Below are 14,997 nucleotides of genomic sequence, written 5' to 3' on the forward strand. Positions count from 1 at the left end.
GCGCTTGTCTTTTTGTTATGAACACCAATTGGATGATTTCCCGAGAAAAATCTAAAGCAAGATAAAAACCCCCCCTTTCATGAAAGGGGGAGTTCCGGCTCACGGTTCATTTAAGCTATGATCTCGGCTGAACCATCTTCATTCGATAGTCAGTCGCATAGTATTCCAATTCTTCTCTCATCGATTGATATCCTGTTTCAAGCGAAGCCATCAAATTTTTTAATGAGGCCGGCGCTGGTTCGTGAAAGCAAATGGCGTTTTTTCCCGTGTAGGCCGCTCTGCTGTCTTCGTACCAAGTATCTTTTTTCGGTGTAAAAAATTCTTCTATGCATCGATGATAGACCTGATAGAGCGTCCTTTCGGCTGCAGCTTCCTGAAAAGGATCCTGCTGCAGCCTGATTCGGCAGGCCGCAAGCCCTTCTTCACAGTAAACCGCCAGTTTTCTCAAGTTGCTGAGGACATCGCGATAATAATCTCTTCTCCCGGGCTCTTCGGCTTCAAGGGATGAAAGCGTCGTTTCGTTTAAATAATCGCTCAGCGTCTGAACGGTCTGTGCTAAAAATTCGCCTGCCTGCTCGGTTTGGGCTCTTGCCATAGATTTTCCCATTGGTGTCGGCACCCTCTCCTCATCGCTTTGTTACAATCGTATTCTTTCATGAATGAAATTAAACATAAAAAATACGATAATATATATTATCATACTTCGATCCTTAAGGTGAATCTATTTTAAATCTTCGAACGTCTGGTTAAAGTTTTCGAAGAACAGATCGGCTTCTTCCTGAACCCCGTCTTCTTCTACATTTTCGGGCAGCGGCGGAAGCTCTTCAAGCGTTTTTAAGCCGAATTGTTCCAGAAATGTTTCTGTTGTACCGTACAAGATCGCCCTGCCCGGTCCATCCGCCCGTCCGACTTCGCATAACAGCGCTTTTGCGACCAGGCTCTGAAGAATCCGTTCAGATTTGACCCCTCTGATCTCCTCAACTTCCGCTCTCGTGATCGGCTGCTTATAAGAGACGATGGCCAAAACCTCGAGCGCAGCCTGAGAAAGCCCTTTTGAAGGGGCTTCGATCAGCTTTTTCAAATAGACGGCGAATTCTTTTTTGGTCGAAAGCATGTACGTATCCGCATACTCGACAAGCTCGATGCCCCTGTCTTCTTTTTCATAGGTTTCTTTGACATCAAGCATAATATCCAGCAGCTCGGCTTCATCGACCTCCAAAACGGATAATAGCTGTTTTTTTGTCAGGCCCTCGTCGCCGGCGGCATACAAAAGCGCTTCGACAATGGCTTTCCAATTCACGATATCAAGCGTCATGAATCGCTTCACTCCCTGTTATGTAAATATCTGAAAAGTTGTGTTCCTGTTCAATGATGATCAGCTGGTTTTTCATCAGCTCCAAAATCGCCAAAAACGTCACAACGAGATGCTCTTTCTGTTCATACGGGAACAGTTCCATAAAATGCATCCTTTTGCGGGACGATTTCAAACAGTCGACGATTTGCGTCATTCGCTCTTCTATCGGTATTTCCTGTCTTGAAATTCTTGTTTCAGACGGCCGGTTGATTTTTTTGCGGTTCAGCACTTTTTGAAACGCCCCGAGCATGTCGTAAACGGTGACGGACAGCTTTTGCTCGCTGAGTTTGATTTCCTTGGCGTAGTCGCTTAAATCGCTCGGCGGCTTTGCGAATGCTTTTTGCCGCTCTTCCTCGCGCTCCTTTAAATTTTGCGCGGCACTTTTGTATTTTCTGTACTCTATTAATTTTTCAATCAATTCTTCTCTCGGATCCTCTTCCTCCTCGAGAAACTCTTCGTCAAACAGCTCTTCTTCCTGCTTTGGAAGAAGCATTCGGCTTTTGATGCTGAGAAGGGTCGCAGCCATCACCAAATACTCGCTGGCCACGTCGAGCTCAAGTTCGCGCATCGTGTGCACATATAATAAATACTGCTCGGTTATCTTCGCAACAGGTATGTCATAAATGTCTATTTCAAGGCGGTTGATTAAGTGCAGCAGCAGATCCAGGGGCCCTTCAAACGCCTCGATTTTCACCTGATATTCCATGTTCATTTCTCACCATTTTCAAAATCGCTTCTAAGCCGGCTAAAACTGGCTACCCTTTAGTATAAATTACGCGTCTGCATGAAGTCCAATATAATTTAAGAAGCTTTGGCATCCGCCTATACGGTTTGAGTGTATTCTGCATAGAATACCGTGTAAAATCTTAAATCTGAGGAGGGAACAACATGGGAGGTAAAGGCTTCGGCTACGGCGGAGGATTTGCTTTGATTGTCGTTCTGTTTATTTTGTTGATTATTGTTGGAGCGGCATGGATCTATTAACATAAAAGATGAGAAGCGTCCGTTACCGGGCGCTTTTTTCACAGCCTGGATATATCAGCCGTTTTTCCTCCGTTCCGTTCTTATGATACACTTTAACGGAAACTTAAAGGAGGATGTCAGATGTATCCCCAAGCTTATATCGATTACCTCGCCGAATTCCACGGGGCAAGGGATTATTTTGAGTGCCACGAAATTCTAGAAGACCATTGGAAAAAGGACCCTCCCGGCGAGCGGAAATTACACTGGGTCGGGTTGATTCAGCTGGCTGTCGCGCTCTATCATCAGCGGAGAAACAATTTTGCCGGCGCGGAGAGATTAATGGCGAACAGCATTCGCATCCTGGCGTCCGAAAAAGACGCAGTTGAATCGCTCGGATTGGATTACAGCCGCTTCATCGAACTGTTAAGGCGGACTCACCAAAAAATCGAAGCCCATTCCCCTTATGAAAGCATCATGCTCCCGATCGCAGATGAAGCATTGATCAAAGCATGCCGGAAACAATGTGAGAAAAAGTCATATGAGTGGGGAGCAAACGCTGCACCAGACGCCTTTATCATTGATAAACACCGGCTGAGGGACCGGACTGAAGTAATTGCCGAGAGGGATAAACAAATCAAGCGGCGAAAAAAGAGCAGAGGCTAGAAGCCTCTGCTCATTGGTTATATGTGATGTCTTCATTTTCATGATCCTGACAGCGCTCAAAGAATCCTTTAGTTAATTCATTCGGAACCAGCGGTTTAGGTGCAAATATTGGCGAAATAGCCGACACCATTTTTTTGCCGATTCCCTGATGACGGTGAGACGGATTTACACTGATATGCTTGATCTCGACTTCTTCTTCTCTTTTCTCTACTCCTACACAGCCGACAATATCCTCGCCTTCTTTCCATAGGAACAGTTGCCTTTCAGTGTCCGTTTCATAGTCTTTAATTGTCTGCTGAAGCTGCTTGACGTCCTTCTCATTCGGCATAAACGAAAGGAGCCCCATCGCAATCTTTTCGAATGACTTTTTATAACGAATTAACATAAATACCCCTCAATATATCAAAATGTGGATCTAACGAAGGCTAGTCGCTTCACATCACATTATAAACATTTTTATAACCTTTTTAAACTCTTTTTCGGCAATTATTGAAGCGACCGGGTCAGGTTCGCCATTTCAATCGCTGCCGCGGCAGCTTCTGCACCTTTATTTCCGGCTTTTGTTCCGGCGCGTTCGACCGCCTGCTCGATCGTGTCTGTCGTCAATACGCCGAAGATCACCGGAACGCCTGTTGACATGCTGCTCGCTGCAATCCCCTTAGCCGCTTCATTGCAGACATAGTCATAGTGGCTTGTCGCTCCTCTGATAACCGTGCCCAGCGTAATCACTGCGTCGTATTTTTTCGTTTCAGCCATTTTTTTGGCGATGAGCGGAATTTCGAAAGCGCCGGGAACCCAGGCGACATCAATATCATCAGCTTTGACCCCATGTCTCAACAGCGTGTCTTCTGCGCCGCTTAGAAGTTTGCTTGTAATAAAATCGTTGAACCTTGACACAACGATCCCAATTTTCAAATCTGTTCCAATTACATGACCTTCTATTTTATTCATATGAATCCCGTCCTTTTTTGTGATTGATTTTAGTTTAAAAATGAAGCATATGCCCCAATTTTGATTTTTTCGTTTTTAGATACTTTTCATTATCTTTTTTTGTCTCCATCTGCAGCGGCACCCTGTCTGCGATCGTCAGGCCGTAGCCTTCGAGACCTGCAATTTTTCGCGGGTTGTTCGTTAACAGCTTCATTTGCTTCACGCCGAGGTCCCTTAAGATTTGGGCGCCGATCCCATAGTTGCGAAGGTCTGGAAGAAAACCGAGCTTTTCGTTAGCCTGTACGGTGTCGTATCCTTCTTCCTGCAGCTTATAAGCTTTCAGTTTATTGATTAAGCCGATTCCCCTTCCTTCCTGTCTCAAATACAGGAGTACGCCCCGGCCCGCTTGTTCGATTTGCGCGAGCGCAGCGGCAAGCTGCGGGCCGCAGTCGCAGCGGTAAGAGCCGAAAACATCGCCCGTCAGGCATTCTGAGTGTACCCGGACAAGCACAGGCTCGTCACCGAAAGGTATGTCGCCTTTGACGAGTGCTATATGTTCTTTGTCATCGATTTCGTTTGTATAGCCGTAAACCTTGAAGGTACCGAATTCGGAAGGCAGCGTAATTTTCACTTCCCGGTTGATCAGCGTTCCCTTGCTGTAGCGGTATTCGATCAAATCTTTAATCGTGATCATTTTCAAGCCGTGCTGATCGGCTATTTTTTTGAGTTCAGGCACCCTTGCCATCGTGCCGTCTTCATTCATGATTTCGCAGATGACGCCGGCCGGCGCGGACCCGCACGCTTCTGCAAGGTCAACGGCCGCCTCCGTATGTCCGGCTCTTTTTAAAACGCCGCCTTTTTTCGCGATCAGGGGGAAAATGTGCCCCGGCCTTTTAAAATCACCCGGATGCGCGTGATCAGCGATCAGCGACATGACGGTCAGCGACCGCTCCTGAGCGCTAATCCCCGTCTTTGTATCGCGGTGATCGACACTGACCGTAAATGCTGTGTGGTGAGAATCGGTATTTTCGTCCACCATCGGTTGGAGCTCAAGCCGGGAAGCGATCTCTTCATTGAGCGGCGCGCAGATCAACCCCCTTCCGTGCGAAGCCATAAAGTTGATTACATCGGGTGTTGCGTATTCCGCCAGCGCAACGAAATCGCCTTCGTTTTCCCTGTTCTCGTCATCGACTACGATGATGACTTTTCCCTGCTTCAAATCGCGAATCGCTTCTTCAATTGTGTGAAACATAGACGCACAGCCTCCTTTCATTTAAAACCCGTTTTCTTTAAAAAATGCTTCAGTCAATGCCTGTGCCTGTTTTTCTTGTTTTGTTTGGTGGAGAAAGCGGTAAATGTATTTGCCGATCATATCGCACTCGATGTTGACGATGCTTCCGACCTTTTTTGCAGGAAAAATCGTTTCATCCAATGTGTGCGGGATAAGCGAGACTGTTACCTGATCCTCCGTCAGTCCGAATATGGTGAGGCTGACGCCGTCTACGGCGATCGAACCTTTTAACACAAGCATTTTGGCCAGTGAAGGGTCAAGTTTTAAATCATAGTATACGGTGTTTGCCGCTTTTTCTATGCGAACGATCGATGCAGTGCCGTCGACATGCCCCGACACCATATGCCCGCCGAAGCGGCCGTTTGCCGCCATCGCCCGTTCAAGATTGACGTGGCTTCCTTTTTTCAATGTGCCGAGTGATGTTGCTTTCAGCGTTTCAAGCATGACATCCGCCGTGAAACTGCTGGAACCGAACTCATTTACGGTCAGGCAGACTCCGTTGACAGCAATGCTGTCGCCGAGCTTCACATCTTCGATCACTTTGTTGGATTGAATGACTAAAGACATGGCGCTTCCCGCCTTTTTCATGTCCAAAATCGTTCCGACTTCTTCAATGATGCCTGTAAACATATGCCACCGCCTTATTCTTTTATCGGTCTTGCTGCCAGCTTTATATCCTGGCCGATCTTGGTAATGGTTGTGAATTGCAGTAAGGGGACATCTTTCATCGATTGAAAGCCTTCACCGGAGAGGATGCTGGGAGATTGCAGCCCTCCGATTAATTTAGGGGCAAGATAGAAGATTATTTGCTGATAGAGTCCTTCTTTGACGAAGCTTGCGTGAACCGTTGCGCCTCCTTCGACAAAGACTGAAGCGATGCCGCGGTCTGCAAGGTGCAGAAGCACGTCGCGCACCTGAAGTTCATCCGCATCGAGCACGGTTACCTGCACACCTTCTTTTTCCACGTTCCGAACCTTTTCGGGATCTGCCTTGGACGTCGTGTAAATCCAAGTAGGCGCTTCTTTATCCTGAATCACTTTTGACTGGAGCGGGATTGACAGCGTCGTATCGAGAACGACGCGCACCGGCTGATTCACCGCACCGGGGAGACGGCATGTCAAACTTGGGTCGTCTGCTTTTATTGTGCCCGATCCGACTAAAATACACTGGTGGTTTTTTCGGTATTGGTGAGCATCCATCCGCGCTTCTTCAGAAGTAATCCATTTGCTGTCGCCTGTTGCGGTGGCGGTTTTGCCGTCAAGGCTTGCAGCGGCTTTTAATGTCACATACGGAAGGCCTGTCCGCATAAAATGCATGAACTTTTCATTCAGCTCTTCCGCCTGTTCTTTGAGAATGCCTGTTTCCACCTCGATCCCGGCGCTTCTCAGCATCTCGATTCCTCTTCCGGAAACGAGCGGATTCGGATCTTCCGCAGCCACGACCACCCGCTTCAAACCGGAACGAATAATCAGTTCCGCGCAAGGAGGCGTTTTGCCGTAATGGCTGCACGGTTCAAGCGTCACATAGATGACGGCTCCTTCCGCATGGCGGCCTGCCATTTGAATGGCGTGCACTTCTGCATGTGCTTCGCCGTATTTTAAATGGGCTCCCATTCCGACCACTTCGCCGTCTTTGACGACAACCGCTCCGACAAGCGGATTGGCCCCGGTCTGGCCTTCGCCCTGCCTCGCCAGCTCCAATGCAAGATTCATATAATGCGCATCCGTCATGAATTTCCCTCCCTTCTTTCAAAAAAATAACCCCGGATGTTGATCCGGGGGTTGTTTTTGTGCATGAGAAATAAAACTATGCTTATTCATTATTTTTTACATAGTCTCTTCATCCTTCTCCCATCCAGACTTTCACTGTCGGCTTCAGCTTTTCACTGAATCCACCGCTTTGCACGAAGCACAGCGGGTCACGGGCTCTAAAGCTGTCTCTCGCTTTATTACCGCCGGTCGGGATTTTCACCCAGCCCCGAAGGATACAATCGATATTTACTTGTCCTTATGCGTAATTATAGCGGCCGCATATTAAAATTGCAATGAAAACTGCTTGCACAGAAAAACCCTCTGAAAAACAGAGGGTTTTTATTCTGCCACCTTGACGACTTTTATTAATCCGTCGATTCTGTTGGCATTAGAGAAGTAGGCCTTTACTTTGTCTCCTTCTTTAATGTCGGACAGATCCTGGTTAAGATTTTTCGCATTGAAAATGATCTTCGTTCCGTTATCTGATACCCCGTGGTATTCAGTGCCGTCAATTTTGGTGATCTTATATTGATAAATGGTATAGTTCTTTTCCTCAGATGAGACGGTTTGGCTGAGCGCCGTTGAGACATCCTGAACGCTTCCGTTTTTTAAATAATAAAAGCCTCCGGCCAGTACGGCAGCCAAAACGAGCAGAACCGTGAGCTTGAATTTTATTTTCCCCATGATCAAAACCTCCAGAACACGTTCTGAACTATCCTATGTTTATTTCCTATGAATGATGAAATAAAACATGTTCGATTCAGACGGAAAATATGTGGTTTTTAAGTATAACGCAAAATGAAGGGAAATCGTTTCATATTCAGACGAAATACTACTTATAACCTACGAATGTACATTCTGATTTAGGGGTGTTTGCGAAAACAAGCTTAAAAATTGAGTCTAAATCACTACATTTCAAAAAACCGTTTGTTCTGTCTTCTTCGCTTCAGGTTTCGTTGTAAAAGTCGTTTCGGATGGCGATAACAGACTGATTTTTAAAATACTCGCTGTCTTTTGTTTTTGCCCAGGCGAGAAACTTCACATGCTCGGAATGGAACAGTGCCTCGTGTTGGGGCGAGCGAGCAGCAGCCGCGCCGAGTCTGTGTTTGATTCCGCGGATGAACTTCCAATATTGATAGAAAGGCAGTTTTAATTTTGTCATAAATCCTGCCGAGTCTTCAATCACATATCCTTCCTCTTCAATCGACGGGTCATTTGACACAGACAGGTACCATTTATAAAAATCGGTCCACTGATGAAAAGTAATGACTTTTTGCTTACATTCTACGCGGAATGTCTCCGCAAAACGAAGGACGTCTTCATACAGCAGCTTTTCATATTTCATCTGCCTCTTGACAATGTCGAGAAGGACAAGCTTGTCCGATTCGTACTCGATAATGTGCGGATCTTTTTCTGGCAGCACGACTTCAAACACTAACGAAACATTGCGTTTTTTCACATATTCTTTCATAGCCTCTGTTTGAGATGCGTCAAACGTTTTGTAAAACAGCTCTTCCACCCATTTCGCATGGCCGTCTTTTTGTCCGCTTGATGTATAGGATTTTGAGGTGAAGACAAGCTCATCGGTTTCAGAATTGTAGCCGACCGTTCCCAAAAATCCATTCGCCTTATCATAGACGGTGACCGGAAAGCGCAGCGTGTTAACGAGAACATGCATTTTCGTCGTCAGACGCTCCTCGATGTTGAAAAATTTGTTGTAGCTTCTGCTGACGATTTCATTCGTGTTTCTATTAATAAACAGCCCTCTTGCCTTCATGCTGACGCTGTCCCATTTTCTCTCCTGAAAAGCCTTTCTCGTAAAGTTAAAAGAGGAAATGCCGCCGGCTAGTTTTTGCTCAGACACATAATCATGTTCGTCCAAATGCTTTAGAAAATGTTCGACCGTCAGCTCCTCGTGCGCGTGATGAGAAGTAAGCGGAGGAGCGGAAGTTTTAAACACATCATTTTTTATTTCGTGTGTTTGAATTCCCGACCGATCAATGGTAACAACTCTTAAATGCCCGCCGTGCTCCACCTGCCCTTCCAGGTTATATGATTTTGCAGCTGCATGCACTGGAAGTCGGAACATGTTTCTGTGCCCGTGGATTTGAATGATGTTCCGCCCTTCCATATTTTTCGTAAAGACATGGTCGATATCTGTCTCATATCCGCCGACACCGTTGATCAGCTGGCTGGTAGCCGTAAACAGAAGGTTGTCAGGGAGCGCGGAAATGCCGCCGTGCGTGATGATGTAAGTGTCTTGTCCATACGTGAAGTAGGCAATTTGGTGGAAGCGCCTGGCCAGTTCCCTGATATCTCTCTTGTCAAAACCTGCTTCGTCTAATTCTGGTTTTGTCTTCTTGTTGAATACGCTGCTTCTTGTTACTTCGTCATGCCCGTATTGCTTTAAATATTTATCATGATTTCCTTCGAGCAAAATCACATTTTTGCGGTCTTTGATACGGAGAAGGAATTGGACGACTTTTGCGTTTTCTATTCCTCTATCAACCATATCGCCTGTAAAAATATATAACTCGTCATCTTCGAGTCTGCCTTTCAAATAGGAATCAAGCACCGTAAAACAGCCGTGCACATCCCCGATGACATGTATTTTTTTGTAGCTGTCAAGCCGCCTCGGCTTATACTGCATAGCATCGGCAAATTCTTCCGGCTTGATCACTGTTGTCCAGGAAGGCGCCGGTTCGGATAAAATCCGCTCGTGCATGGCGTGAACCACGCTGTCTGGCACCCGCTTATGCTCAGCCCTCTCGCGGTTTCTCAACAGGGCGGTCTCAAGCGGAACATTGGGAAAATCAACCACATACGCTCTGTAGCGATACTTTAAAACGAGAGCTTTATAGCCGGAAATCATGCTTTGTTTTGCATGTGTGGCATCAACGATCGTGAATTCTCCCCTCTCCATCCTTTCTTCAAGCAGGCTGAACAAAAGCTTCCATACCTTGCCGTCATTTTTTTGGGAAATGTCGTATTTCCCTTCCAAATTTAACACTGGTGACTGATGGATCAGCCTCAGCTGATCGGCAGACAGCGTATATTGATTCAATTGATGATCCCTGATCCAGGTTGATTTTCCGGTGCCAGGGCAGCCTCTAAGCAGTACTAAAGTCCTCATTGTTGATCTCCTTATTCAGTTCTGATGAGTTAATTTTAGCATTCCTTCCAAGAATATACGTAATTTTTTGCTATTTGTTTCAAAAACAAATAAAAAAGATCCCCATAAAGGGGACCTTTTGTGTCCTTAATGAAATTCCACATCTATCCTCTTTTTTTCGTCGGGCTTGTCTTTCGGCATTCTCACTTCAAGCACGCCGTTCCTATAAGAAGCTCTTATTCCTTCACGGCTGACGGGAGCAGGAAGCGCGACTGCCCTGTGAAAACGGCCTGTAAATCGTTCTTTCCGGTGCATGTTTTCCTCTTTTACTTCGCTTGACCTGTTGATGATTCCGCTGATATGAAGCATATTGTTTTCAACCTCAATATGAACATCTTCTTTGCTTTCAAGGCCCGGGATATCGCAGGAGGCGACGATTTCATTCCCGGCTTCATGCACATCAACCCTGATATCGCCAAAGCCGTGCTCTCCTCCAAAGTTTGCCGGAAAATCGGCAAACACCCGATCAAACTCTCTTCTGATCGTATTCAAATGTTTAAATGGTTCGTAAGGTACTAACGGCATTTTCTTTCCTCCTTCATGTTTTCATAACCTTATGATTTCTTGTACGCTTTGATTTATGCATGCCAATATGAGGTTAAGCTCAGGGAAGAAGAGGCTTTTTAGCGGACATAAAAAGAGCAGTGCTGATATAGACCAAGCACTGCTCTTTTACTGAAATATTATGTTACGTTTCGTTCTCCGATATGAATCGGTGACGTTTTGACAGATGTTACGTTTCTCTCAGCAACTTGTACCGGTGCGGATGTTACGTTTCTCTCTGCGATTTGCACTGGCGCGGACGTTACATTTCTCTCAGCGACTTGCACCGGTGCTGATGTTACATTTCTCTCTGCGATTTGCATTGGCGCGGATGTGACGTTTCTCTCGGCGACCTTCACACCATCTGTTTGCGTCATCAGCGCAGCACTTGCCAAAGAAAGTCCTGCTACTGAAGCAGCGGCGGTTAACAACAGTTTAGATTTCATACGACCAGTCCCCTTTTTTCATTTGTTTTCGAGCACTGAATACCGTTTGATAGAAATAAACAGAGTCGCTCAAGCGCCCAATTTCATTATAGTATTCAGCTGCTTCCAATGCCAAGTCCTCAATATCGGGATACATCTTTTTTGACCCGAGCAGCTGAAATGTCTCCAGCATTGGAGCCCTGCCGTCATCATCAACATACAAAGCTTTTAAAAAATGAAATTTTGAAAGGTAGATCGCATCGTCTGATCGGCGGGCGATGTCAATTCCTTTGTTTAACGCGTCATCCGCCTTTTCCAGCTGCTTCAACTTGAAATATGCAAGTGCAAGACTGAAAAACGCTTTTGGAAGAATATCTGATGACTCTTCTTGATAAATCGCAGCAGCCCTGTTGAAGTACTCGGCTGCCTGATCGAAATCCCCCATCTTATAATAGCAGTTTCCCAAATTGTAATAGGTGTGTCCTTCCAATATGAGCTGGCCTTCTTGCTGTGAAAGCTTCAGCGCCTTTTCAAGATGTGACAGCGCTTTTTCATTCGACTCTAAATCGTCATAGTTCCCTGCGATGACGAACTCGCATTGGATTCTCCGAACCGTGTAGGTTTCATGCGCCTGATAGGTTTCAATCGCTTGAAGCGCATAGTTCATCGACACATGGCTCTGTTTCATATGATAAAACACTTCAGCCATTTTAAAATGAAACTCGGCTCTCTCTATTTCGTCCTCGACGTGCAGCAGCTTTTTTTCGGCGCGCCTGTAAAAAGAGATCGCTTTAATATAATCATGGTTTTTATATTCATACATCCCTCTAAAAAAGTTAAAATAATATTCGAGCAGGCCTGTCAGCTTTCCTTGTTCATCTTCGATATCTTTTAATATTTCAGAAAAGTCAGGCGGGGTTTCGCCTTCTTCCAAAGGTTTTACGTAATCAAGCATGATTCTGTGTCTGAATTCCATTAAGGCGTAATACAATAATAAGTCTTGATCCTCTTCCATTTGAGAAATTTCGCGCTCAATTTCTGCCTTCAGCATTTCGGCGTCCGTGACGTTGAATTTACGTATCGCGTTATACCAGTCATTAATTTTTACGCCGACTGCCGTCGATGGGATTTTTACGCTCACCCCTTACGCCCCTTCCTTTTTTACAGATTGCGTTCTCTATCTAGCTCTTCACTTGAATATATTTTACATAAAGGGTCATTTTTTCACAATTATTTTATTTATTAGCATCGTTATTTCCTATCAGGATGTGGACGAAGAATCGGCCTCAAGTCCTGTTGCACCTGGAAAATAAACACCGTTACAGACAAAAAAAACAGCCCGGCTAAGCGGGCTGTTTTTTGCGCTCTCTGATTATGCATCAAATACTTCGACTTTTTCCATGCCTTGTCCCTGCTCCATTGAAGTGACGGCATCAAGGCCTGATGTGACCTTTCCGAAAACGGTGTGAACGCCGTTCAAGTGCGGCTGAGGCTCATGGACGATAAAGAATTGGCTGCCTCCGGTATCTTTTCCTGCGTGAGCCATTGAGAGAGAACCGGCTTCGTGTTTGTGCGGATTCCCTTCTGTCTCGCATTTAATCGTATATCCAGGTCCGCCTGTTCCGGTGCCGTGCGGGCAGCCTCCCTGGCTGACGAAGCCCGGGATGACGCGGTGGAACTTCAGCCCGTCATAGAACCCTTCGTTTGCAAGTTTTTCAAAGTTGGCGACAGTTCCCGGCGCCGCATCCGGATATAGTTCAAACTCGATTTTTTTGCCGTTTGTCAGTTGTATGTATCCTTTTTTAGCCATCTTGATTCTCTCCTTTCATTTCACAAGGGTCATTATATCATATTGAAGAAGCAGAGAGCCAATCGACCGAAATAAACGCCGCTCTTGTATCGTTTTTGTAAAAAATTTTAAAAAAAGGTTGAATCGCCTGTGAAAATCATGAATGATAAAAGAGCGGCGAGATACGATGCCGGGAGGGCATTTGACTTGAAGAGAAAATTCTCTCTTTTTTTCTTTGAAACCTCACTCATCTTTCATCCGTCTATATTTCGGAACGCATTATTTCCGTTCCGGCAGGCTTCTTTAAAAGTACAGCAATTCTGCCTGAAGCCTGCATTTTTAAGGAGGGCATTGAGCTTGAAAAAATCGATACTAGGAATCTTTACAGCATTGTGTCTGCTCATTTTCCCGCAGGTCAGCTTCGCTGACGCCGCAGTGGGTGATGTCATCGTCACGCTGGGGAAAGACTTGTCAAGCCAGGACAGACAAATAGTATTAAAAGAAATGAATGCGCCTGAAAATGCGACCATCATCGAGGTGACAAATGATGAGGAGCATAAATATTTAGGGGATTATATACCGAAAGCACAAATCGGAACAAGAGCGATTTCTTCTTCTTCAATTACCGTAGCGAAAAAAGGCACCGGTTTGGAAGTTCAGACACACAATATCAGCAGAATTACAGATGAGATGTATTTGAACGCGCTGATGACGGCCGGTGTAAAAGACGCCAAAGTCTATGTCACCGCTCCGTTTGAAGTGTCAGGCACAGCCGCTTTAACCGGATTGATGAAAGCGTATGAAACGACTTCGGGCGAAAAAATTTCCGAAGATGTGAAAAAGGTCGCGAATGAAGAGCTTGTCACCACTTCAGAGCTTGGCGAGAAAATCGGCAGTGAAAACGCGTCAGCGCTGATGGCCAAAGTCAAGGAAGAAATCTCGAAAAACGGAGTTCCCGAGTCAAAAGAGGAATTGGAGAAAACGATTGATTCGGCTGCTTCCGAACTTGGCGTGACACTCACAGAAGATCAGAAAAACTCTCTTATATCTTTATTTAATAACATGAAAAATATTAATATCGACTGGAACCAGGTTGGAGACCAGCTTGACAAAGCAAAGGATAAAATCACGAAATTCTTGGATTCTGAAGAAGGACAAAACTTTCTTCAAAAACTGATCGACTTCTTTGTGTCTCTGTGGAACGCCATCGTTTCCGTATTCACCGGCGGCGGCACCTCAGAGTCCAACGGTTAACACAACCGCCGAAACACCTCCTTTTTCACTTGAAGGGGGTGTTTTATTTTTGCAGAGGGGAAATCCCCTCCGTCTTCTTCATAGTTTTCATGAATAAAATCTGTCAGCAGCTTTGTAAATCGGTAAAACGTTTCGTTTTGCGTCGCCGCCCTGTCTTTTAGTGTAAACCGGTCGAATAAAGATTTGCGGAAACCCGTGCTCATTTCAAGCTGAATGCTCAGCCCGGAAAGCGACTTGTTGGCGATGTTATTCGGATGGGTTCCGGCATACTTGTCATCTGTCCCCAGCATTTCAGCGGCAAACCCCGAGCGGTTCAGCTCATCAACCAATATTCTGATTTTAGCGCGGTCTGTGCCGCCTACTTTAATATCGCGGTCTTCACTGTAATAGCCGTGGAGCGACATGACATACTGGTGGCTTGCAGTAATTGCGAGCGCCGCTGGCTCGTCAAAACGCGTGCTTGTAATGTGAAGGTCCGTATTGCCTGATGATTTCAGCCCTTCAAACAAGTACAGGGAATAGTTTTTGGACACTTCATTGGCGATTTCGCTCGTTCCGGGTTCGATGCCGCCTCCATGGATGGCCATGATGAGCATCGGCACTCTTGCGTTCTTCTCCGTAATTCGGTAAGAAGCTGGATCTTCATTCCGCTCCAATTCTTCAAAGCTTGAATATTGATCGCCGGACTGTGTTGCGCCATGGGCCGCAGCAGAATATGGGAATGAGATCACAGCCGAAATCAATAAAATATTCACAAAAATGTTTATTGCTGTAAAACGATTTACTGTGTTACAATCAACACATTGCTTCAGGCACTGGAGCAATCGGTGGAGTAGGGATACTTTGGCCGGTTTCATCTACT

18 protein-coding genes and 1 riboswitch are annotated in these 14,997 nt (G+C 45.7%); of the genes, 3 read left to right on the forward strand and 15 right to left on the reverse strand.

The window, feature by feature from the left end; all coding sequences use genetic code 11:
* Positions 1-115: 115 nt before the first annotated feature.
* From H7F26_RS18580 to H7F26_RS18590, 3 genes are all read right to left on the reverse strand, one after another.
* Positions 116-607 (reverse strand): YpuI family protein, encoded by a 492-nt coding sequence (locus H7F26_RS18580; RefSeq protein WP_017473933.1) that lies wholly within the window; start codon positions 605-607, stop codon positions 116-118.
* Positions 608-721: 114 nt separating this feature from the next.
* On the reverse strand, positions 722-1,315 hold the full coding sequence (gene scpB / locus H7F26_RS18585; protein WP_003183104.1) for an SMC-Scp complex subunit ScpB: 594 nt from the start codon (positions 1,313-1,315) through the stop codon (positions 722-724).
* Positions 1,305-2,060, reverse strand: a complete 756-nt coding sequence (locus H7F26_RS18590; RefSeq protein ID WP_009327962.1) for a segregation/condensation protein A — start codon at positions 2,058-2,060, stop codon at positions 1,305-1,307. The genes scpB and H7F26_RS18590 overlap by 11 nt, the downstream gene beginning before the upstream one ends.
* A 182-nt stretch (positions 2,061-2,242) precedes the next feature.
* On the opposite strand from H7F26_RS18590, the gene H7F26_RS18595 reads away from it, so the two are divergent.
* Together H7F26_RS18595 and H7F26_RS18600 are read left to right on the forward strand one after the other, a co-directional pair.
* Entirely contained in the window at positions 2,243-2,338 is a 96-nt protein-coding gene (locus H7F26_RS18595) for a YjcZ family sporulation protein (RefSeq protein ID WP_003183108.1), read from the forward strand.
* 120 nt (positions 2,339-2,458) lie between these two features.
* Complete coding sequence (locus H7F26_RS18600; RefSeq protein ID WP_003183111.1) at positions 2,459-2,980, forward strand: DUF309 domain-containing protein; 522 nt, start codon at positions 2,459-2,461, stop codon at positions 2,978-2,980.
* A gap of 10 nt (positions 2,981-2,990) precedes the next feature.
* Here H7F26_RS18600 and H7F26_RS18605 read toward each other — a convergent pair whose 3' ends face one another.
* The 11 genes from H7F26_RS18605 to H7F26_RS18655 form a co-directional block, all read right to left on the reverse strand.
* Positions 2,991-3,365, reverse strand: a complete 375-nt coding sequence (locus H7F26_RS18605) for a GNAT family N-acetyltransferase (RefSeq protein WP_003183113.1) — start codon at positions 3,363-3,365, stop codon at positions 2,991-2,993.
* A 101-nt stretch (positions 3,366-3,466) separates the two neighbouring features.
* Complete coding sequence (gene ribE / locus H7F26_RS18610) at positions 3,467-3,931, reverse strand: 6,7-dimethyl-8-ribityllumazine synthase (RefSeq protein ID WP_003183115.1); 465 nt, start codon at positions 3,929-3,931, stop codon at positions 3,467-3,469.
* A 34-nt stretch (positions 3,932-3,965) separates the two neighbouring features.
* Positions 3,966-5,162: a bifunctional 3,4-dihydroxy-2-butanone-4-phosphate synthase/GTP cyclohydrolase II gene (locus tag H7F26_RS18615; protein WP_003183117.1), complete on the reverse strand. Its 1,197-nt coding sequence runs from the start codon at positions 5,160-5,162 to the stop codon at positions 3,966-3,968.
* A gap of 21 nt (positions 5,163-5,183) precedes the next feature.
* A complete protein-coding gene (ribE, locus tag H7F26_RS18620) occupies positions 5,184-5,831 on the reverse strand; it encodes a riboflavin synthase (protein ID WP_017473932.1) in 648 nt (215 codons plus the stop codon).
* Positions 5,832-5,842: 11 nt separating this feature from the next.
* Positions 5,843-6,931 carry a bifunctional diaminohydroxyphosphoribosylaminopyrimidine deaminase/5-amino-6-(5-phosphoribosylamino)uracil reductase RibD gene (gene ribD, locus H7F26_RS18625; protein WP_017473931.1) on the reverse strand — a complete coding sequence of 363 codons (1,089 nt, stop codon included), beginning with the start codon at positions 6,929-6,931 and terminating at the stop codon, positions 5,843-5,845.
* Between the two features lie 108 nt (positions 6,932-7,039).
* A riboswitch (FMN riboswitch) is annotated at positions 7,040-7,190 on the reverse strand.
* A 101-nt stretch (positions 7,191-7,291) separates the two neighbouring features.
* Positions 7,292-7,636 carry a hypothetical protein gene (locus tag H7F26_RS18630; RefSeq protein ID WP_003183123.1) on the reverse strand — a complete coding sequence of 115 codons (345 nt, stop codon included), beginning with the start codon at positions 7,634-7,636 and terminating at the stop codon, positions 7,292-7,294.
* A 262-nt stretch (positions 7,637-7,898) separates the two neighbouring features.
* Complete coding sequence (locus H7F26_RS18635) at positions 7,899-10,085, reverse strand: RNA ligase (protein WP_011198084.1); 2,187 nt, start codon at positions 10,083-10,085, stop codon at positions 7,899-7,901.
* A 126-nt stretch (positions 10,086-10,211) separates the two neighbouring features.
* Positions 10,212-10,649: an Hsp20/alpha crystallin family protein gene (locus tag H7F26_RS18640; RefSeq protein WP_003183127.1), complete on the reverse strand. Its 438-nt coding sequence runs from the start codon at positions 10,647-10,649 to the stop codon at positions 10,212-10,214.
* A gap of 158 nt (positions 10,650-10,807) precedes the next feature.
* Positions 10,808-11,113: a hypothetical protein gene (locus H7F26_RS18645; protein ID WP_003183128.1), complete on the reverse strand. Its 306-nt coding sequence runs from the start codon at positions 11,111-11,113 to the stop codon at positions 10,808-10,810.
* A complete protein-coding gene (locus H7F26_RS18650) occupies positions 11,103-12,233 on the reverse strand; it encodes a Rap family tetratricopeptide repeat protein (protein WP_009327959.1) in 1,131 nt (376 codons plus the stop codon). The genes H7F26_RS18645 and H7F26_RS18650 overlap by 11 nt, the downstream gene beginning before the upstream one ends.
* 231 nt (positions 12,234-12,464) lie before the next feature.
* Entirely contained in the window at positions 12,465-12,902 is a 438-nt protein-coding gene (locus tag H7F26_RS18655; protein WP_003183133.1) for a peptidylprolyl isomerase, read from the reverse strand.
* A gap of 129 nt (positions 12,903-13,031) precedes the next feature.
* On the opposite strand from H7F26_RS18655, the gene H7F26_RS18660 reads away from it, so the two are divergent.
* On the forward strand, positions 13,032-14,135 hold the full coding sequence (locus H7F26_RS18660) for a DUF1002 domain-containing protein (RefSeq protein WP_017473930.1): 1,104 nt from the start codon (positions 13,032-13,034) through the stop codon (positions 14,133-14,135).
* Here H7F26_RS18660 and H7F26_RS18665 read toward each other — a convergent pair.
* The gene (locus H7F26_RS18665) at positions 14,132-14,992 is read right to left on the reverse strand and encodes a poly-gamma-glutamate hydrolase family protein (RefSeq protein ID WP_003183139.1); all 861 of its coding nucleotides are present in this window, start codon (positions 14,990-14,992) and stop codon (positions 14,132-14,134) included. The genes H7F26_RS18660 and H7F26_RS18665 overlap by 4 nt on opposite strands.
* Between the last annotated feature and the right edge of the window lie 5 nt (positions 14,993-14,997).

The sequence above is a fragment of the Bacillus sp. PAMC28748 genome, assembly GCF_014250415.1.
Classification (GTDB): domain Bacteria; phylum Bacillota; class Bacilli; order Bacillales; family Bacillaceae; genus Bacillus; species Bacillus licheniformis.